Origin of the sequence: Paenibacillus sp. NPDC057886 (assembly GCF_042796655.1) — a bacterium.
Classification (GTDB): domain Bacteria; phylum Bacillota; class Bacilli; order Paenibacillales; family Paenibacillaceae; genus Paenibacillus.
In genome coordinates, this window is sequence record NZ_JBHVMZ010000008.1 from 197,721 (window position 1) to 219,146 (window position 21,426).

Sequence of the window (21,426 nt, forward strand, 5' to 3'; positions counted from 1 at the left end):
ATGAAATTTGATCTTCACACCCATCATTTTCGTTGTGGTCATGCAGACGGCAATATTCGAGACTATATCGAGGCAGGGATCCAGTCTGGACTTCAGGTCATCGGTATCTCGGATCATACACCTTACTTCGGCAGTGACGAGGAGCAGGCTTTCCCCCGGATCGCGATGGGCAAGTCGGAATTACGTCATTATGTGGAGGAAGTACTGGCTCTGAAGGAAGAATACGCTGGCAAAATTGATGTGCTGCTTGGCATTGAATCAGACTATTTCCCTGTCCATGCCGAATTGTATCGCAATACACTGGGGCAATATCCTTTTGATTATATTATTGGTTCAGTTCACCATACGGAAGATGTCAGCATATTCAACAAAACCCGCTGGAACGGATTAAGCGATGCACGTAAGGTTGAAGTGAAAGAGAGTTACTACGCATTGATTCGGCAATCAGCCCGAAGCGGCATGTTCCAGATTCTCGGACATATTGATGCCATGAAAGGAAATTATCCTCCTTTCTCGGACATTATTGCAGATCAAGCCATTGATGAAACGTTGCAGGTCATTGCAGAATCGAACGTGGCTATTGAAATTAATACGTCGGGTAAAACCAAGCTTAGCGGTGGCTGGTACCCGTCCGATGCCATTCTGGAACGTGCGCATCATTACGGAGTGAAAGTGACCTTCGGATCGGATGCCCACAAACCGCAGCGTGTTGCCGATGAACTGGATGACGTTCGTACACGTCTGCAAGAGATTGGATTCACCGAATGGGTATATTTCAAGCAGAAACAAATGCAAGTTGTGCCGTTTTAAACAAAGGAGCACCACTGTAACCCCCACGGCGTGAAAAAACGCTGTGGGGGTTTTAAGTTCGTATCCGAATATGAAAAAAGATAGTTTGTTCTCGAACAAAAGGGTGGCTAGACGAAGAATAGAGCAGTTGAAACTTACAAACTGCTCTATTCAATTTGAATAAAATCAAAGAATATGCCTTTAGTCAGTCACACCTACGTTATTTTCCTTACTGCAAACCAAAGCTCAACAAAATTAAGTCCGTCTTTAACTCCAGTCATTTCAAATTCCATTCCATCGACCTGTTCGTATCCAGCAGTGGGAAGCCATTCGGAGAAGAATCGTTTATACAACGTCTCAATTATTTCATCAAATTTGTCCCATGTGAACGGATCAGAGGGAAAAATAGCCCAGGTTTGAGCTGATATTGTTATACTTGTATATCCGTCAGTTTTACTTGAATCGCCTTTAAACGCGGCCAGCATGTACGGAAAACGATCCTCATCTGTTTTTTTGTAGCTACAAACAGCATGTACTTTATGATAGTCCTGATTTAAAAAGGCTGGTAGGTCGCCTGCATTGTCCGCAAGCCGTTCAACTTCGCCGTTAGCATGGCTTTGCTTCCATAATTCTGCTGGTGTGTCTAGTCCGTTTAATTGAAATATTTTTTCAATTCCGAATACTTGAAAGGATTCTTTTGTCTCGATACGGTAGTTCATAGCCTTTTCCCCTTTAATTGAAATAAGGAAGGAAAGCCGAGGATAGGCTTTGAGAGCAGTCCCTTCTTCTCGAGCCATTGCTGGATTAACACCATGCAAAAATTGAAAAGCCCTTGCGAATGAAACTGGAGATTCATAACCATACTTTAGAGCAATATCAACAACTCTCATATCACTATTCTGCAATTCAATTGCAGCAAGAGTAAGCCGTCTTCTCCTTATATATTCTGCAAGAGATACATCTGTAATGAATGAGAACATTCTTTGGAACTGATGTGAAGAGCAACAAGCACATTGAGCGATCTCCTTCAATTTAATCTCGCCAGTTAGATTCAATTCGATGTAATCCAACGCCCGATTCATCCTCATAAGCCAATCCATCTGATCCCTCCTCTTAACAGGAGTATAATTATGCTAAGTTTTCATATCGCAACTATTTGTGCACAATTAAGTTTCCTTGGAAAATTTATGTCGTTTCGAATGATCTGCTCTGAAGGATATACTTCCGTATGTATTATAGAAAACATGAAACAATTTGGTATGGCCAATATAAGCATACATTTATGGGTTAATAATGGAGACTTTGGTTTTATGAGATAAATCACAATTCCATAGTTAAACTTGTATAGGCAAAAAAAATGAACCCGCAAACAGCGGGTCCCAACAGCATAATCTATTTATCAAAAAGGGGGTCATGAGATAAGTTTACCCGCTGTCTGTTAGAGTTCAATTGCAGCTATATTTCAATTGTGTAACAAATGATTGAAGTTCGTTTCAAGACTCAGCTGTTTCATATTATTCAGCATTTTGCATAATTCGATTCAACTCGCTTCCGAGTAAAAAGATATAGACGAATAGAAACATTTCGATCTATATTTTGCTGATTGAAAGACGCTCTTTGGATTTATGCAATATGCTCTATTCTATGTTACTCGTGCTTGTCGGATACCAACGTTTGCAGGCAATTTTCCCAATGAGAACGGACATGCTGTTCACGATACAGACTATACACCTTAACATCCAGCAGGGTATCCGGCGCCTCACCATCCTCATGATTCAAAACAAACGAGGGAAGGGTGCGTTCATAATTCATACCGCTTTTACAGAGAACCCGTTCGGACGATACATTTGCCTCGTAACAGCGGGCTTCCACTTTGCACAAATTAAGCTCGGCAAAACCGAATTCCAGCAATCGCTGTACTGCCTCAGTCGCGACTCCCTTACCCCAGCAAGATCTGTTCAGAATGTATCCGATCTGTGCGGTACCGTTCTGGTCGTTCCAATGCTGGAATGAAGTGATGCCGATGATCTGTTCGCTGCCTTTCCAGCAGATGCCGTAATGCAGTGAGTCCAGCTTGGCACTGCTGCTGCGAATCTGATTCAATAATCTCCGAGCCCGAATTGGCGTGGGCTGACTTCCCCTGTTTACATAACGGATCACCTGCGGGTCGGAAAACAGCTCCGACAACGTGCTGTAATCACTCTGACGTAATGATCGAAGAACAAGGCGCTCTGTCCATAAAGCAGGCAATCCTTGGCCCAGCATTTTTCGGGTCAGCATGACAATCGCTCCTTTTGCCTAACGGGTTCTAGTCCGGTAAGACAAGCATGCTCTGAGGATGATCCGGCGCAAATAGATACATGGATAAACGATAAAACATCGATATACTCAACAGCACTACGATCAGTAGCAGTAGCCCGAACATTAGTATGCCAATTCATTACAGTCGTTTATTCCTGAGATGACTAATCCGTTTGTAACCCACGATAGACGCCTGTACGAAGCTCTCGGATATAGAAGTCAAGCGAAGGCACCTGGGCCTGCTGAGCAATCTGTACTTCCTGCTCAATATCATAAGGTACCCTTACAAATTGAAGGTTGAACGGGATGTTCCGATCGTTGCTGTTCTCTCCTTCAAGAATACAGTAAGAAGCCTGGGTAAAATCAAGCGGGTTACCCACGCTGCCTGCATTGAACAACATTTTCCCATTCATAAATTGCAAGTATGCATTATGCACATCTCCATATCCTACGACATCCGCCACACCAAGCTCAGGCTCATCTGCCGGAGGATCGAACATGGCTAACCTCTTCTCGATCTCATCCCATGGCTGTACACGGTGATACACACTTTGGGGAGAGGCATGCACCAAGCGGATCGTACGACCACTCAGCTCTAATTGGTGGCTGAACGGCAAGCTCTCCAGATATGCCAATCTCTCCTTACCCAGCCGCTTCGCTTGCCAAGTAAAATTCTCATTGTTCTGATTAACCGCAACCAACTCATCCCAGTTCCCACGGATAACTTGCTCACAAGTCTCTCTTACCAGATCTACAACCTGTACCGGATCAGGCCCCTTACCAACGAGGTCGCCAAGACAAAAGATTCGCTTCAATCCGCGACTCCGAATATCTTTTAATACCGCTTCCCAAGCAGTCATGTTGCCATGAATATCGGATACAATCGCAATTCGTTCCATCTGGCTAACCTCCCTTTATGCTCTATATTCTTTATGTTGTTAACCCTTTAGTTCAAAAACCGTCAATTCCGGCCTGCACAAAAAGCGAATCGGCAGTTGGGTCATGCCAAAGCCACGGTTCACATAGACTGGCATATGCCTATCCCCTGCGTAATATAACCCTTGAATATACTTCTGTGAACCTCTGGGTGTTGTCAACGCCCCAATCCAGGGAAAACGCACCTGCCCGCCATGACTGTGTCCAGAGAGCTGTAGTCCGAAACCGTAAGGTGCCGCAATGTCTGCATAATCGGGCTCATGCATAAGCAACAGTTTCCAGACCTCTCTACTCAGTCCCTTGATTGCCGCAGTAGGATCAGGCCTGCCGGTAAGCGCGTCATCCAGACCTGCTATCGCGATACGTGACTCCCCCCGTTCAATCAGAACATGGCTGTTTCTGAGCAACGTGAACCCGGACTCTTTGAACATCAGCTCCACTTCATGCTGCTGCTGGCCTCGATAATCATGGTTCCCTAATACGGCATATTTGCCATACTTCGCTTGCATGGAAGCCAGTGCAGGAATACATTCGCGCATCGGTTCTGCTTCCCGTTCAACCATATCTCCGGTAAAGCAAATCAGATCAGGCTGCTGCTCCCGTATCGTTTCAGCCAGCTTCTCCATTTGTTTCAGCCCTGTATGGAATCCAAGATGAGCATCACTGAACTGAATGACACGCAGTCCCTCGAATGCTTTTGGAAACTTGGGCAGTTTCAATTCAACGTGCTTGATCTCCAGATGACGAGGCTCCCATAACCAGGCATATCCTCCTGTGAGTAGACTGGCACTCGCCGTCATTAAGATCATGCGCAGCAAAAAACTGCGCCGGGAGGGATCATGATCCTTTTCCTCTCCTGGAAAAATGGAGTCCTCCGAATCAGATCCATACTGTGAGCGCCGGGGCGGCGAGATCTTGCTGCCCTCACGCGGTGTTTCTCCCATGCGTCCCCCTCCTTCTTCCGCTCCAAATCCATCCCCTTAGTATACCATATTCTGCATGACTAGCCCGGTTCCTTTGCGAGTACAGAAAAAGAAGCCGGGATCTTAGGCTATATGTGCCCAGGATCACGACTTCTTCTAAAGGTGCAGATTCGAAGTTCTGCATTTGATCTGAATAGATTACACGCCCAACCAGCGTTTGAACATATGTTTGGTCGTTTGTTTGTTCATTTCGGCAATGGAGGTAGTCAACGGAATACCTTTTGGACAAGAGCGCACGCAGTTCTGCGAGTTACCACAGCCCTCAATACCTCCGTCTTCCATAAGTGCTTCCAGGCGGTCTTCAGCGTTCATCTCCCCTGTTGGGTGAGCATTGAACAGACGTACCTGAGAAAGTGCAGCCGGACCAATAAAGTCTGTTTTTTCATTCACGTTCGGGCAAGCTTCGAGGCATACACCACATGTCATGCATTTGGACAGCTCGTAAGCCCACTGACGCTTCTTCTCAGGCATCCGCGGACCTGGACCGAGGTCATAGGTACCGTCAATCGGAATCCACGCTTTAACCCGTTTCAGGGCGTTAAACATCCGGGTACGGTCGATGACGAGGTCACGAACCACCGGGAAGGTTTTCATCGGTTCGATCCGAACCGGCTGTTCGAGCTTATCGATCAGGGCTGCACACGCTTGACGCGGCTTGCCGTTAATGACCATGGAGCATGCTCCACAGACTTCTTCGAGACAGTTCGATTCCCAGCAGACCGGGGCAATGGACTTGCCTTCTGTATTGACCGGGTTCCGCTGGATCTCCATCAGGGCGCTAATAACGTTCATGCCGGGACGGTACGGAAGCTCAAACTCTTCGTTGTACGAAGATGACTCCGGGCTGTCCTGACGGGTGATGATAAACTTGACGGTTTTTTTTGCTGTAGCTGTGTCCGTCATATCGTTGTCCCCTCCTTTGGTGACGATGATTGATTGCTGATGCGTAAAGTGACGTTTGGAGCACGGCAGACGCTCCGTCAGCGGAATGTCCTTTCGACCGCTGTTGCTCCCCCATTTTTAGTGAATGAATCTCTATTGAATAAAATGGGGTATCAAAGGCGGGCGCTTCGCTTCTTCAGGACATTTCCGTCTCCTCCGCTGCGTCGTGCACATAGAGTCTCTTTACTGAAAGTAGCAATAATTCATTCTGGTTGGCAGTAACTTATAGAAGCTCTGCGTACGCTTCGCCTCTATGTGTCTACCGCTTTTTCCATTCAGGTGCTAACTTTTTAACCATATAAATAAATTCGTTCACTTAATCCTTCGAGTAGTCCCGGATCCGTGGTGGGATCAAGGAAACGTCTACAGGCTCGTACGAAATTTTTGGACCTTCCTTCGACCAGCTTGCGATGGTTGTTTTCAGGAATTCCTCGTCGTTCCGTTCGGTGAAGTCCGGTTTGTAATGGGCTCCACGGCTTTCGTTACGTAGCAGTGCGCCCAAAGTCATCGCTTCTGCCAATTCAAGCATGTTCCACAGCTGACGGGTAAATGCTGCACCCGGGTTGTTCCAACCGGAAGTGTCGTACATGTTGATTTTGCCATAACGCTCTTTCAATTCCTTGATTTTGCCGATGGTCGCTTCCAGTTTATCGTTGTAACGTACCACCGTCATGTTCGCCGTCATCCATTCACCAAGCTCTTTGTGAATGACATAGGCGTTTTCACTGCCCTGCATGTTCAGGATGCCTTCGTATTTATCGGTTTGGCGCTTAGTATAACCTTCGAATACGGAAGAACTGATATCTGCGGACGATTTTTTGAGTCCTTTGATATATTCAACCGCTTTCGGTCCAGCTACCATACCACCGTAGATTGCAGATACCAGGGAATTCGCACCCAGGCGGTTCGCACCATGATATTGGTATTCACATTCACCAGCTGCGAACAGTCCTGGAATGTTGGTCATTTGGTTATAATCTACCCACATGCCGCCCATGGAATAATGGACTGCCGGGAAAATTTTCATCGGGATTTTACGTGGGTCATCGCCCATGAACTTCTCGTAGATCTCAATGATTCCGCCGAGTTTCACATCCAGCTCCTTCGGATCTTTGTGTGACAGGTCAAGGTAGACCATGTTCTCGCCGTTCACGCCGAGGCCCATATCCACGCAGACGCTGAAAATTTCGCGCGTCGCGATATCACGCGGAACAAGGTTACCGTATGACGGATATTTTTCTTCGAGGAAGTACCAAGGCTTACCGTCTTTGTACGTCCAGATCCGTCCACCTTCACCACGAGCCGATTCGGACATCAGACGCAGTTTGTCATCGCCTGGAATGGCAGTCGGGTGAATCTGAATGAACTCACCGTTCGCGTAATTTACACCCTGCTGATACACCGCACTTGCGGCAGTACCTGTATTGATAACCGAGTTGGTTGTTTTACCGAAAATAATGCCAGGGCCACCGCTCGCCAGAATAACCGCTTCTGCCGGGAACGTTTGTACCTTCATCGTTTTCAGATCCTGTGCTACAATCCCGCGGCAGGTGCCTTCGTCATCCACAACAGCCTGCAGGAACTCCCAGTTCTCATACTTCGTAACGAGACCCGCTGCTTCCCAGCGACGTACTTGCTCATCCAACGCGTAGAGCAACTGTTGTCCAGTCGTTGCACCTGCAAACGCCGTACGGTGATGCTTCGTTCCGCCGAAACGACGGAAATCAAGCAAACCTTCCGGTGTCCGGTTGAACATTACGCCCATCCGGTCCATCAGGTGAATGATACCTGGTGCCGCTTCACACATCGCCTTGACTGGAGGCTGATTCGCCAAAAAGTCACCGCCGTATACTGTATCGTCAAAGTGTACCCATGGGGAGTCGCCCTCACCCTTGGTATTTACCGCACCGTTGATACCGCCTTGGGCACATACGGAGTGGGATCTTTTGACGGGAACCAGTGAAAATAAATGAACATGGACTCCGGCTTCAGCCGATTTGATCGCCGCCATCAATCCCGCGAGACCTCCGCCCACAATAATTACATTAGATGATGCCATTGCTGTTCACTCCCTTATAAGTCAGCATTTAAAGTCCAAATGCTTAAATCAGAACTGTTTTAACTGCGTCAATCATCGAAGTGGCTACCTGGAAATCCATGCTCCGGAAAGCAAGCAGCGATGCAATAAACATGAGAGCTACAATAGCAAACAAGCTCATGCAGATGTAGGAAGATACACGCTGCGCACGCGGACCGACGGTAATTCCCCAGCTAACCAGGAACGACCACAAGCCGTTGGCAAAGTGATAGGATGCCGCAACCACACTGATCAGATATAAAATAAACGTTACCGGGTTCATCACGATGCCATGTATGACACCGCCAAGCTCTTCGTGTGTGACATTCCCTAGCGCAACCTGGAAACGAGTCTCCCAGATATGCCAGATGACGAACACAAACGTAATGACACCGCTGACGCGCTGCAATGTATAGCGCCAGTTGCGCTCATTGCCAAAACGTCCCACGTTAGGCTTGGCCTGATAGGCAATGTACAAACCATATACACCGTGATAGAACAGCGGCAACCAGATGAGAAGCGTTTCAAGTACAATCACGAGCGGCAGGCCATTCAGAAATGCAACTGCATCGTTAAAGCCTTCTTTGCCGCCTTCAACTGCCGAGAAGTTCGTCACCATATGCTCAATGAAAAACAGACTGAGCGGAATGACGCCAAGCAAGGAGTGCAGCTTTCTGGAGTAAAACCCTTTCATAAAATGTCGATCCCCTTTCGCTAAATACAACGTTTTCATAAATAAAATTCGTTTATCATGACACAAACCTTTCCCAAGGAAAGGTTCGACAAATTGTTCCGTTTTCTTCAGGTGTGAACAACTTGTGTCACGATTCATGTTACTCCTTTTTTTCTTATAAGGGAATTGCAATATAATTATTAAATGTTATAACCTATAGGTATAAGTTATAAACATCGGACGTGCAGGCCATACAACATGGAGAAATATTTGACAAGGAGATGCCTCACGCAAGGTACGTTCATTAGAAAAGAGGTTAGTGCTCATGTTCGAGGAATTAAATGCTTTTGCGGCCGTTGTAGAGCAGTCCAGTCTAAACCGTGCATCGAAATTGCTGAATCTGTCACAGCCCGCGCTGTCACGCAAAATTTCCAAATTGGAGGATGAACTCGGCGTGGCGCTCTTTCATCGCCGTGGTAAACGACTTGAATTAACCAGCGTAGGCCAGTTCGCCTACACTTTCGCGGTAGAGCAGAAACAGCAACAACAAAAATTTCTGACCATGCTGGCCCAGTACAAAGACGAAGAACAAAGCTCCATTACGCTTGGAGCCAGTCTAACGACGCTTCAAACCACATTGCCACCGCTTGTTAATGCGTTTATGGAGAAACATCCGAACGCGGAAATCAAGCTGGTGACGGGGAAAACGCATGAAATTGTCTCTTTTGTCCGGGATAAAAAAGCCGATGTGGGCATCGTTGCCTCTTCTATAAGTGAAGCCGGGCTAAACTGTGTGCCTCTCTTTGATGATCATCTGGAGCTGGTTGTGCCTTTAACGCATCCCCTATCGGGTAAAGAAGCCGGAATGGAACATTTGCAAGATCTGCCGATGATTACGTTCTCCAAAGGAACCTGGTATCGCAAATTAACCGATGACCTGTTCCAGCGCTGCGCCGTGATGCCAGATATTCGCATGGAGATCGATTCCTTTGAAGCGATTGTCCGTCTTCTGCCCACCTGCAAAGCCGCAGCCCTGCTGCCCAAGTCATATCTCCGCCCACAATTGCTTGCGGATAATGATCTCGTCTCGGTATATCTGCCACAACTGCAACAGACCCGGCGAACAACCTGCATGATCTATGGGGAAAAGGAAAACCTCAGCCAGACCTCCAGACAGTGGGTAAGGGAAACGGCTGCGCTCTTTACAGCAAAGGCGCCGCTGCCCTCACGGAGGACTACGACGCCTTAGCATTCATATTAATCAGCCGAGCTAATGCTCGGCGTTCAGCCTTCCGTTTAAAGAATCAGCTCTCCTGGCTGATCACTTCTTCCTCAAAACGGTCAATGTCATCATTCATGCCGATAATCACCATGATGTCGCCCATCTGGAGCGAGTCCAGGGCAGTCGGGGCAATAATGACCCCGGCCTCCTTTTGCAAGGCTACAATGCTGCAACCAAAGCGCACTCGTGCATTCAGAGTGGACAGTGTTTTATTATGCAGACAGGCTGGAACCTTCATCTCCACAATACTGTAATCATCGGACAATTCGATATAATCCAGCAGATTCGGGGTGACGAGCTGATGGGCAACCCGGATTCCCATATCACGCTCAGGATAAACGACACGATCGATCCCCAGCTTGTCCAGTGCCCGTCCATGAAGAACCGAAATGGCCTTGGCTACGACCGTTTTCACACCGAGTTCTTTTAGTAAAATAGCAGTGAGAATGCTAGTCTGGATATCAGCCCCGATGGCAACGATACAGCAGTCAAAATTGCGGATGCCCAGGGAACGCAGCACTTCCTCATCAGTGGAATCCGCGACGACGGCATGGGTGACCAATTCACTCATGTCTTCGACGACTTCTTCATTTTTATCGATCCCCAGCACTTCATACCCAAGCTCCATTAATTCCTGTGCCAGACTGGAGCCAAAGCGCCCAAGCCCAATTACCGCAAACTGCTGTGTTTTCATTGTTCTTCTCGAACCCCTTATCCAATAATCATTTTGCCTTCCGGATACCTGTACAACTCTTTCCCCTTTTTCTGTCCGAGTGCATACGCGAGCGTAATCGGTCCAAGACGTCCTGCAAACATGGTGAAGCAGATCAAAAGCTTGCCGATCGTGGTCAGCTTCAGTGTAAGTCCCATAGATAAACCTACAGTACCGAAGGCGGATGTCGTCTCAAATAATATCATTAAAAAACTGCTGTCTTCCGTCGTACTAAGCACCATCGTAACGGCAATAATGAACAACAGTGCAAGAAGTGTAATCGTCAGTGCTTTGAAAATCCGTTCCTGTAGAAGCCGATATCTGAAAAAGACGATATCTTCCCGTCCCCGCATCATGGCAATGACAGCTCCGGCCATTATCATGAATGTGGTTGTTTTAATGCCGCCTCCGGTAGAACCGGGGGAAGCCCCAATAAACATTAATATAATGATGAAAAATTGCGTTGCCTGCCTCAGACCAGCAATGTCTACCGTATTCGCCCCTGCTGTTCTTGGGGAAACCGACTGGAAGAACGAACCGAGAATTTTGCCACCCCAATTCAGACCACCCAATGTCCGAGGATTGCTGAATTCAAACACAAAAATAACAAGTGCTCCAAATATGATTAACAATCCTGTTGTCAGTAATACCACTTTGGAATGCAGCGACAGCTTCTTCGTCCTCCGATACTCCACCAGATCAGACAGAACAACAAAACCGATACCACCTGCAATAATCAGGAACATGGCTGTAAAATTCACGAGCGGATCATACACATACCCGGTTAAGCTGCGGAATTCTCCGAACATGTCAAAACCAGCATTGTTGAACATGGAGATGGCATGCCAATATCCATAATAGATGGCCTGCCCTATTGGCATATCGAACGACCAACGAATGGCGAATAACGTGCCACAGATCCCCTCCAATATAAGTGAGTAGACCACAACCTTGCGAATGAGTCGCACAATGCCCTCCATCGTGCTCTGATTCATGGCTTCCTGCAAGATCAATCGCTCGCGCAGGGAAATTCGTCTTTTAAATGCAATCGCCACCAGGGTGGCCATCGTCATGAAACCAAGCCCGCCGATCTGGATCAGGATGGCGATTACGACCTGTCCCAGCACCGAGAAATGCGTCCCTGTGTCCACAACCACCAGACCTGTTACACAAACCGCTGACGTCGCAGTGAAGAGGGCATCAATAAAAGGAAGGCTGACCCCGCCTCGACTGGATGCCGGGAGCATCAACAGAAGTGTCCCGAGCAATATAATACCCGCGAACCCTAGGACCAGAATTCGGGGTGGTGATAGCCGCATCCATTGAACATTCATTTTCACTTGAGTATCATCCACCTCTGCCAAAAAGAAAATGACCCCACGACGTGGAGCCTTTCTCCGAAACGCTTTTCACATTACTTGATGGAATAACCAAGCATTTGGAAAACCTCATTTCGAAGCGTAAACATGTATGATTTTCGCTGTAACACATATACATTAGGTCGGAATACATTTTATACTTTCTATTCGTTCCCTTGTTAGCCTAAAGACATGCGGAATATTGGACATTTGATTCAAAATTATAAGCGCTGCGACGTTTGTATACAAAACGATTTTTGAGTAAATAGCATCGAATTCCGTCAAAAAGGGAAAAACTCAGATATGGCGACGGATAGATCAGATTGTTTCGATCATTTTCATTCGTTTTCATGCATTTGCACGACTTCTCGTTTCGCCATTGGCATTCGGGGCTTGGGCTGTGCTATCTTTACTTTAATATCCATATTAATAAAGGAGGAACAATATTAAATGAATCCCTTAGGGCAGCCTTTGGTACTCAAAGCTAACTTCAAGCGTTTAGGGTTGCTTGCGGCGATTGGCCTGATTCTGTTTTTCGTTTTTCAAATCTTTCCTGCCACCTCATCGCAAACGACTGATATCCAGTCTACTTCCTTCATAAGCAAGGAGAAAGCGGCGGAGTCGGCACGATCTTTTGCAGCTTCTCTACCTGATTATACCCTTCCAACGGATACCGGAAACGAACTGGTGACGTACCAAACCCATTCCGATATCTATGGGTATATGGCCAAAACCAAACAGTTAGAAACCTATAACAAGAAATGGGAAACAACCTATCCTTACGATGTGTACCGCGTTCGTTTGCCCGATCAGGACAAAGGCGGTTATTTGAATGTTGACGTACATATGAGAACAGGAAAAGTTGTCGGTTTCAAGCGTGAACTTCCTTCTTCCCTGTATGCATCCATTGAGGCTGAGCAGGACAAAAGTAAAGTGAATGCTACCCAACGTTTAGCCGAAGATAACCTTTCCTTAAATGAGAAAGAGCAGCTTGCCGCTGGGGTCCTAAGCAAATTCGGGTATAATTTACCGAAACTTCAGCTGGACACCCGTGAGGAAGAAGCGGGGCTGCAATACACGGATAATGAAAAGCAAATTGGAGATTCCAAGCTGGAACTGAATTTTACATTTGAAAACGGAGCAGTCCGCTCCTTCGAATCGGTCTTCTCGGTCCCTGTCTCCCATACCGACTATGTAAAAAATCAGACCCGGCAAGCCAACTGGATGACTTACGGCGGTTATGCTTTCCTAACCTTTGTGCTTGGCGTGCTCGCAATCATCTACAGTATTCTGACGAGAGCACACACGTCATTCAAACGCGGAATCGTTCTGTCTCTGGTATACTTTGCGGCTTCCGTGATTGGCACAGTGAACATGATTCCGCTCTTTCAGGCGCAGGGGCTGTCTAACTTTATGCTGACCTTCCTGATGGTGATGCAAGCGGGGATAACGCTGGTCATGAGTGCAACCATATACCTGTCACTGGTTGCCGGTGACGGCATGTGGCGCAAAATCGGTCTGAATCCCTGGCCTCGAGCCAAAGAACCCGGATACGGAAAATATGTACTGCACAGTATGTATACAGGTTACTTATGGGCTTTGATTCTGCTGGGTGTGCAATCCGTACTGTTCTTTATTCTGGAGCGGAGTATTGGGAGCTGGTCGACAACATCGGCTGACCAATCCACATACAACATGAGTTATGCCTGGATCTTCCCGATTATGGCCTGGATGGCCGGGATCGGTGAGGAAACGGTCTATCGTCTGTTCGGGATTCGCATGATGCAGAAGGTTGTACGAAACACGTTCATCGCCTGCCTCATCCCAACATTGATCTGGGCACTGGGACACACCCTGTACCCGATCTATCCGGTCATCACACGTCCAATAGAGCTTACTGTCATCGGACTCTTGTTCAGTCTGATCATGCTGCGTCACGGCTTCATCGCCGTTGTATTCGCCCATGTTATCTTTGACAGCCTGTTGATGGGCCTGAGCCTGATCTTCATGGGTGATGTGCTGAACATTTCCGCCGGACTCTTCTGGATCGTGCTTCCGGCCATCGTTGGTTATGTCATCTACAAGATGAATCCAAAACAAAAAGAGAAGCCGTATGTCACGACTCCTCATCACGAAGTGCTGCAATAATCTGATTCGCAAGCTTGTCACCAATAGATAGAGGCCGGAAGTCTTCGACGCTGGCCTCTTTTATTTTGCGTAAAGAGCCAAAATGCTTCAGCAGCAGCTTGCGCCGCTTTTCTCCGATCCCCGGAATGGCATCCAGACGGGAAGTCACCATCGATTTCCCACGTTGCTCGCGGTGGAACGAAATCGCAAAACGGTGGACCTCTTCCTGAATCCGCTGCAACAGGTAGAATTCCTGACTGTCACGCGGCAAGGAGATAACTTCAGGCGGATTGCCGATCATCAATTGCGAGGTCTTGTGCTTCGCATCCTTCACCAGTCCACATACCGGAATAAACAATCCCAATTCATTCTCCAAAATGTCCACGGCTGCCGAGATCTGTCCTTTGCCTCCATCGACAACAATCAGGTCAGGTTGGGTCAAGTTTTCTTTCAACACCCGTTCGTAACGGCGACGGATGACTTCTCGCATCGTTTCATAATCATCCGGTCCTTCAACCGAACGCACCTTGTATTTGCGGTATTCTTTTTTATCCGGTTTACCATCGGTAAATACAATCATGGCAGATACCGGGTTCGTACCCTGGATGTTTGAGTTATCAAATGCTTCGATCCGGCGCAGCTGATCCAGACCAATAAAGCGTCCCAGTCCTTCAGAAGCCTTCGAGGTCCGCTCTTCGTTGCGCTCGATCAGACGGAATTTCTCCTCCAATGCTACACGCGCGTTATCAACAGCCATTGTGATCATCTGCCGTTTCAACCCGCGCTGCGGAATGTGGACTTTAATTTCCAGCCATTCCTGCAATGCTGCTGCGACCTGAGAAGGGTCTTCAAGGCCTGGAGGCTGTTTATCATCTTCCTGAGCAACAGCGTCGTCCTGAATAACCATCGCAGCTTCTTCCGCTTCTGCTTCTGGTTGGATATCTCCATAAGATGCACGGGACTCGGCAACACGCAGCTCAATCCCAGAATCTTGCGCCAAGTGCGTTGTGTGTTCTGACTCGGCTGTCACGGCCGCAGGTACCGTTCCATCAACATCGGATACATCATCCGCACTCTCGTCACCAGCTCCCAAATCTTTTGGCATTTCCGGCAGTAAGATCTCCTGCGGCAATGCTGGATTATCACTGTAGTACTGGGTCACGTAAGACATAAAATCACTGTATGCCTCACCATAAAACGGGAACGTCGACACGTGGCGTTCGATCATTTTCCCCTGACGCATATATAGAATCTGGACACACATCCAGCCTTTATCAATGGCAAAACCAAACACATCGCGGTCTCTGGCGTCCGCCATCGTAATTTTCTGTTTTTCCATCATTGCATCAATGGCGATGACCTGATCCCGAAGTTCCTTGGCACGTTCAAAATAAAGATCCTCAGCCGCTTCCTGCATTTTGCGCTGCAAATCCTTCTTGATCTCCTCATGGCCTCCGCCCAGAAAAGAACTGATCTCCTGGGAGATCTCATCATACTGCTCCTTGCCCACTTCTTGCACACAGGGAGCGAGGCACTGTCCCATATGATAATACAGGCATACTTCCTTCGGCATCACGCCGCATTTGCGTAACGGATACATCCGGTCAAGCAGCTTTTTCGTTTGGTGTGCCGCATATGAATTCGGATAAGGTCCGAAGTATTTGGCTTTATCTTTGAGCACCCGCCGGGTCACTTCGAGTCGGGGATGCTTTTCATTCGTAATTTTAAGGTAAGGAAATGTCTTATCATCCTTGAGCAACACGTTATACCGCGGCATATGTTTCTTGATCAGGTTACACTCCAAAATAAGTGCTTCCATATTGCTGCCGGTAACGATATATTCGAAATCACGAATTTCCGACACCAGGCGCTGTGTCTTCCCATTATGACTGCCGATAAAATATGATCTTACGCGATTCTTCAGCACTTTGGCTTTCCCTACATAGATAATGGTACCTTCACTGTTTTTCATCAGGTAACAGCCGGACATGTCGGGCAGCAAAGCCAGCTTGTGGCGGATCTGCTCCAGTGCCTTCTCCTGTTCCTGCACGTTTGTAATGAATTCATCCATAATTCGGTGGGTCCTCCTTCCCGATTACTGAGAAAGCTGATAGCTTCACCTTACATGAGGCACTCCGATGACAGAATGACCTTCCGATCGCTGTTACCCCCAGATTTCTTTGATTTCTTTTTTTATAAGGTATAAATCCGGGGATAAAGGCGAACGCTGCGCTTCTACAGGTCATTTCTGTCCTCTACGTTATCCATGTAAATTTCAGTTTCCAACGTCTTATAATTAGTATACTTTATATTGTCCTATATAAAAGGTTTCGACGCAAAACGCCCCCGGCGCATAACCGGAGGCGTATTTGAAATCTTGGTCAATTATTGGTGTTTTTCGATAATTCCTTTGAGAGCATCTTTCGAGTTCAGACCAACCACTTTATCAACCGGTTGACCATCTTTGAAGAAGATCAATGTTGGAATGCTCATTACGCCGAAGCGGGAAGCGGATTCCGGATTTTCGTCCACGTTGACTTTAGCAATTTTCACTGCATCGCCAACTTCGGTGGACAGCTCTTCCAGGATTGGAGCGAGCATTTTACAAGGACCGCACCAAGGCGCCCAGAAATCAACAAGAACCGTTCCTTCGCCTTCGACTTCAGCGTTGAAGGATTGATCGGATACGTTAACAATAGCCATGAAATTGTCCTCCTTATATATACTTACGGTTTATTTTAACCTGTAACGTCGTGAACGACACTTCCAGTATAACACAGGTAATCTAAACTTGTGAAATGAACGCTGCAATGTTCATCTCCCCAACATCAAATCTTCACAATTGAAGAACTTGCGGGTTCGCTGCAAAATCTTTACAAACGCTTTCTTTTCCAAGTATACTAAAATTACTCCGGGCTTCAGCTCCCTGTAAGGGCAAGCTGTTATCCCCATAAGGAGGCAATACCATGGATGCAAATGTGCGGATCAACGACCCGCGTGAACATGTGAACGAGGAACCCCGTAACGATCTGTTTGATCTGATAGCGGGTGTTGCTGGCATGGCCGGCCTGATGACGGTTATCTTTTTCGGAATGGTTATTTTCAAATTTATCACCGAATAGGATCTTCAGGCTGCACGCAGGGCCAGAAAAGCCCGGTTTTCGCGACAATGCGAAAGCCAGGCTTTTTTTGGGACTATATAAGTAAAAATAGATCAGATCGGTAACATAAATAGAAATTAACGTTTGCCCCGCTGATTCTCACCCCGAACCGAGATGACATCAACAAACGGACGAATCCGGTCCATCAAACGCTGGCCTTTGTTCATTTCCTCGCCGTCCCTGCTGGTGAAGCTAAGATGTTTCTCCAGCCCATCCAAATTGTAGTTGGACGTATAAAATGTAGGCTTGCGATTCATACGATAGTTCAGAATGGAACCCATCACATGATCCCGAACCCATGGGTTCAGATTCTCTGCCCCAATATCATCAAAGATGAGCAGATCACAACTTTTCAGAATATCCGTCGTTTCCTTCAGCTTGTTTCCTTCACTAATCATGGATTTCAGATCCTCCACAAAATCAGGCATGTAGATAATAACACCTGTGTGGCCCACAACCGCGAGTTCATGCAGCAGATAACACATTAGAAACGTCTTGCCCGTTCCGAATGATCCTTCCAAAAACAGTCCTTGCGGAGACAATCCATTCTCCTTGGTGTCGTTAATATAACGCAGAACCTGGTTCACCGCCGGAGCACGCATCCGATCCTTGCCCATAATTTCCACATCGTTATATCCTGCATTGAGCGCACGCTCGTCCACATAAAAACTGCGGATTCTCTGTTTGATGACATGCTCATTTTGCCGGGCGATATGTTTGGAACAAGGTGCTTTTTTATCTATAATTTCGGGTTTACCGTTAAAATGCTCTACTTCCAGTTTGCAAAAGTGACCCTGGAAATCGTTAGGACAGTTGTCGAGCCCCGGACAGTTCGCACAGTTCTTCGAATCTTTGGCATACTGATACAGCTTGCTCAGATCAGTAATAAGCTGTGCATCTTTCAGTTCAGGATGACCTGCGCGGAATTCGCGTACGTACGGATCTTCCATCAATTCCGCCGCAATCCGCCGCGACTGTTCACGAAAGGAAGGATTCAGCTGCTGAAGCAGTCCTCCCAAGGATTCCATGGCTTCAAGCCCCCTTAATAGTTTCAATATAGAATGAACAATTGAATTTTACGATGACCATCATGATGGCAGGGTAACCTTCGATCGCTTGTAATTCTACTGTTCATTCTATATAAACTTGAGGAATAACTCAACATGTTCAGCTGGAAAAAGCATTATCCATTCCATGACAGTACGCAGAACTTCAGGTACACCGTACGCAAAAAATAGATCCAATCACGCTTGCCAAATTAACGACGCAATCCCACGGTAACAATCTCACAAGGTCCCGCCTGCAGAGCCCATTCCTTGCTGATCAAGGTAGTGGAAGATTCATTTATAACAGAAGAATTCAGCTTGCCTGTCTCTTCCTCCAGAATGTTGCTCTGATAGGCATCTTCCAATGCTTGTGGGATGGACTCAGAAGCAGCAAACTTCAACTCAGTCGTATTGGATCTCATATTATACCAACGTAACATCAGATCACCCGAATCCTCGTTCACCTTCAGTGAAGAGAACGCAAGACCGTCCCCTTGCCACTCAAACGGTGTGTTGCTTGGCGTCAGGAAACCCGGGTGTACGTCCGTCTGGGTCACAGTCCATGGAATCTGGAACTGGTAAGCTTCAATGTACGCTCCGGAGGTAGCTCCGTTCCCATCATGAGGGATGATCTCCAGCTGGAAGGAATGCTCGCCGAGACACTGAGCTTCCGGTGTCGGGAACAATCCCCAGTCTCCAAGCTCTCCCACCGCACGAAGCAATGTCACGGCAATCGTATTCCGTCCATCCTTAAGAACCTCATATTCATTCAGACCCAGATTGGCTACAACCAATCCAGCCTGATCCTCGCTCACATCAACAAAACTTTGCTGATGCTGGGTGTTGCTCGGATTCTGCCATTCCGGTGCAGGCGTATTATCGCGAGTAGCAATTTCGAACATCGAGTCAACGTGATGAACAGCCGCTGTCAGATCTGTTGGGAAGAGTGCCCGCACCCGATGATCCTTCGCCTGATTGTTGAAGGTTGTTTCGAGCTTGATGCCTTTTCCACTGCGGCTTAACGACACAATGGTTCGGATCTTGAGCGTAACCATTTGTTTGGAACGTTGCGCTTTGCGATGTGGGTAATAGATAAGTTCACGCTGCTCACGATCGAGCATTTCGTCCGCGGACTCAGGAATCTCCCAATGATGAACAATTTCGTACGATGCTCTGTAAGGCGCATCTTCGATGACCCGAATTTCTGCCTGAAGATCCTTCGTAGTCAATGCCACTTCATTCTCCGGCTGCTTGAACATGTACTCATTGCCGATATCACCGACATTTTCATACACGCCAAGATCCTTATACGTCCGGCCTGTCCGTTTATCCGTGAGTGCAAAAGACCCGTTGTCTGCAATATTTACGATAAAATATTCATTTTCCATGCCACGTTCACCACGCAGCAGTGTATTCGAAGGCGCATGGGTATCCACAGACTCCCCAGCAACAGCATTTGAATCACTTGCAGCATTGCTGTCCATGCGAACCAAAGCATACGTCTTCAGGCCAAGTGCAGGCACGCTCTCTGCTTCAAACGTAATGCTGACCCGACGGCAGCTATATGGCTGACGGAATCGATCATCCGGCAGATCATAGCCGAATTGCAGACCCAGATCCTCTATCGTACACGGAACTGGCTTGCCTTCTTCATCCACCAATATATGACCTGACAGGTCGATAGCGTTCATTTTGGTTGCCATCTCTTCCAATGAGAAACCTTCGCGGAAGTACAAACGGGCCGCATCCAGTTCCATCTGAACCACACCGCTGCGCTCCCATCCCGATGTGTTAAACACAACCACAGGCCGCGCTTCTTCACCATATCGTTCAAAGGTTGAAGTATCGACGGCTGCGGCGATTTGGCTGGTGCTATCCTCAATCAGGGCCTCAGCGACATGACGGCTCTTATCAAACCGTGTGACCATCTCACGATGTACCTCGTCTACGCTACAGCCACAGATGCTGTCATGCGGATGATTCTGCATCAATGTTTTCCAGGCATAGGTAAACTGATCATGCGGATATGGATGACCTAGCAGATGCGCGAACGAAGCCAGTGGCTCAGCCACCTTTTCCAACATGGCTTGGCCCAGTTGGTTCATCTGTTTCAGATAAACGCGTGCCGAAGCTGTGTTCACCAGAGTGCCCCAGCCATCAGTACGCTGACTGCGCAGCTCTCCTTTTACAACAGACAGCTCCTGAACCGCAGATTCTTTCAACGCTGACAGATAGTCCGGGAAGTTGGAGTGCACAAACTCGATATCGGGATACAACTGTTCAGCCATACGGATGGCTTCAGGCAGATCCTTCTGAATCGGCTGGTGATCGCATCCGTTCATGTACAGCAATTCATTTGTCGATGCATACTTCTCCGCGTCCGCCAGCTTGGTTTCCCAGAACTTGCGGGCCGAAGCTTCGTCCACCGGAACCTCATTCCCGTTGGAGTACCAGTTGGCAAATAGAACACCCAGCACCTTCGATCCATCCGGGCCTTCCCACATCAGCTCTGAGAAACTGGATTCGTATCCAGCGTCAGACACCGTGTTGTTGAAGCCCGTTGGCTTCACACCTCGCCCGAAAAAGACATTATCGATACCCGATTGCAGCATAAGCTGCGGTGTCTGTCCCACAAGTCCGAACGTATCTGGGAAGTATCCGATCTTTGAAGGTGTTCCGTATCGTTTGGCATCCCGATGTCCGACCTGCATATTACGTACATTCGCTTCACCACTGGTCAGGAAGGCATCCTGCAAAATATACCAAGGCCCAATGACAATACGGCCATCACGAATATGCTTCTCCAGCCGTTCCTTCTGCTCAGGTCTAACCTGAAGATAGTCTTCGATGATGATCGTCTGGCCGTCCAGGTAAAAGCTTTTAAAATCCGGTCCTTGATCGAGCTGATCCAGCAAAGCATCCACCAGTTGAACCAATCGCATATGATGCTTCTCATACGGCAGATACCATTCCCGATCCCAGTGCGTGTGAGAAATAATATGCGCTCTCTTCGATTTGTTTGTCGGTTTAGTCATTGTA

The 21,426-nt window shown here is 47.5% G+C and carries 17 protein-coding genes; 4 read left to right on the forward strand and 13 right to left on the reverse strand.

Annotated elements, in window-relative coordinates:
- On the forward strand, nt 1-810 hold the full coding sequence (locus ACFVQB_RS25625; protein ID WP_110001474.1) for a histidinol-phosphatase: 810 nt from the start codon (nt 1-3) through the stop codon (nt 808-810).
- Between the two features lie 194 nt (nt 811-1,004).
- Here the strand turns inward: ACFVQB_RS25625 and ACFVQB_RS25630 are convergent, their stop codons facing one another.
- From ACFVQB_RS25630 to ACFVQB_RS25660, 7 genes are all read right to left on the reverse strand, one after another.
- The gene (locus ACFVQB_RS25630) at nt 1,005-1,889 is read right to left on the reverse strand and encodes an AraC family transcriptional regulator (protein WP_379446727.1); all 885 of its coding nucleotides are present in this window, start codon (nt 1,887-1,889) and stop codon (nt 1,005-1,007) included.
- Between the two features lie 547 nt (nt 1,890-2,436).
- Nucleotides 2,437-3,069, reverse strand: a complete 633-nt coding sequence (locus ACFVQB_RS25635; protein ID WP_379446735.1) for a GNAT family N-acetyltransferase — start codon at nt 3,067-3,069, stop codon at nt 2,437-2,439.
- A 185-nt stretch (nt 3,070-3,254) separates the two neighbouring features.
- Nucleotides 3,255-3,989, reverse strand: coding sequence for a metallophosphoesterase family protein (locus ACFVQB_RS25640; protein WP_379446740.1), 735 nt, complete (start codon nt 3,987-3,989; stop codon nt 3,255-3,257).
- 39 nt (nt 3,990-4,028) lie between these two features.
- Nucleotides 4,029-4,970 carry a metallophosphoesterase gene (locus ACFVQB_RS25645; protein ID WP_379446744.1) on the reverse strand — a complete coding sequence of 314 codons (942 nt, stop codon included), beginning with the start codon at nt 4,968-4,970 and terminating at the stop codon, nt 4,029-4,031.
- Nucleotides 4,971-5,147: 177 nt separating this feature from the next.
- Entirely contained in the window at nt 5,148-5,912 is a 765-nt protein-coding gene (gene sdhB, locus ACFVQB_RS25650) for a succinate dehydrogenase iron-sulfur subunit (protein WP_053783217.1), read from the reverse strand.
- 355 nt (nt 5,913-6,267) lie between these two features.
- Nucleotides 6,268-8,010 (reverse strand): succinate dehydrogenase flavoprotein subunit, encoded by a 1,743-nt coding sequence (gene sdhA, locus ACFVQB_RS25655; protein ID WP_379446750.1) that lies wholly within the window; start codon nt 8,008-8,010, stop codon nt 6,268-6,270.
- Nucleotides 8,011-8,053: 43 nt separating this feature from the next.
- Nucleotides 8,054-8,722 (reverse strand): succinate dehydrogenase cytochrome b558 subunit, encoded by a 669-nt coding sequence (locus tag ACFVQB_RS25660; RefSeq protein WP_076290972.1) that lies wholly within the window; start codon nt 8,720-8,722, stop codon nt 8,054-8,056.
- Between the two features lie 304 nt (nt 8,723-9,026).
- Here ACFVQB_RS25660 and ACFVQB_RS25665 point away from each other — a divergent pair, with 304 nt between their 5' ends.
- Complete coding sequence (locus ACFVQB_RS25665; protein WP_090904496.1) at nt 9,027-9,950, forward strand: LysR family transcriptional regulator; 924 nt, start codon at nt 9,027-9,029, stop codon at nt 9,948-9,950.
- Nucleotides 9,951-10,005: 55 nt separating this feature from the next.
- On the opposite strand, the gene ACFVQB_RS25670 is transcribed toward ACFVQB_RS25665, so the two are convergent.
- A complete protein-coding gene (locus ACFVQB_RS25670) occupies nt 10,006-10,677 on the reverse strand; it encodes a potassium channel family protein (protein ID WP_076290888.1) in 672 nt (223 codons plus the stop codon).
- Nucleotides 10,678-10,694: 17 nt separating this feature from the next.
- Nucleotides 10,695-12,029, reverse strand: a complete 1,335-nt coding sequence (locus ACFVQB_RS25675; protein WP_379446878.1) for a TrkH family potassium uptake protein — start codon at nt 12,027-12,029, stop codon at nt 10,695-10,697.
- 474 nt (nt 12,030-12,503) lie between these two features.
- Between ACFVQB_RS25675 and ACFVQB_RS25680 the strand changes: the two genes are divergently transcribed.
- A complete protein-coding gene (locus ACFVQB_RS25680) occupies nt 12,504-14,201 on the forward strand; it encodes a CPBP family intramembrane glutamic endopeptidase (RefSeq protein WP_379446763.1) in 1,698 nt (565 codons plus the stop codon).
- Here ACFVQB_RS25680 and uvrC read toward each other — a convergent pair.
- Both uvrC and trxA read right to left on the reverse strand, forming a co-directional pair.
- Entirely contained in the window at nt 14,170-16,251 is a 2,082-nt protein-coding gene (gene uvrC / locus ACFVQB_RS25685; RefSeq protein WP_379446768.1) for an excinuclease ABC subunit UvrC, read from the reverse strand. The genes ACFVQB_RS25680 and uvrC overlap by 32 nt on opposite strands.
- Before the next feature lie 314 nt (nt 16,252-16,565).
- The gene (trxA, locus tag ACFVQB_RS25690; protein ID WP_036605788.1) at nt 16,566-16,883 is read right to left on the reverse strand and encodes a thioredoxin; all 318 of its coding nucleotides are present in this window, start codon (nt 16,881-16,883) and stop codon (nt 16,566-16,568) included.
- Between the two features lie 263 nt (nt 16,884-17,146).
- On the opposite strand from trxA, the gene ACFVQB_RS25695 reads away from it, so the two are divergent.
- Nucleotides 17,147-17,302, forward strand: a complete 156-nt coding sequence (locus ACFVQB_RS25695; protein WP_090810527.1) for a YqzM family protein — start codon at nt 17,147-17,149, stop codon at nt 17,300-17,302.
- Between the two features lie 116 nt (nt 17,303-17,418).
- Here the strand turns inward: ACFVQB_RS25695 and dnaI are convergent, their stop codons facing one another.
- Nucleotides 17,419-18,369 (reverse strand): primosomal protein DnaI, encoded by a 951-nt coding sequence (gene dnaI / locus ACFVQB_RS25700; protein WP_053783224.1) that lies wholly within the window; start codon nt 18,367-18,369, stop codon nt 17,419-17,421.
- Nucleotides 18,370-18,599: 230 nt separating this feature from the next.
- Entirely contained in the window at nt 18,600-21,422 is a 2,823-nt protein-coding gene (locus ACFVQB_RS25705; RefSeq protein ID WP_379446775.1) for an alpha-mannosidase, read from the reverse strand.
- Nucleotides 21,423-21,426: the final 4 nt, after the last annotated feature.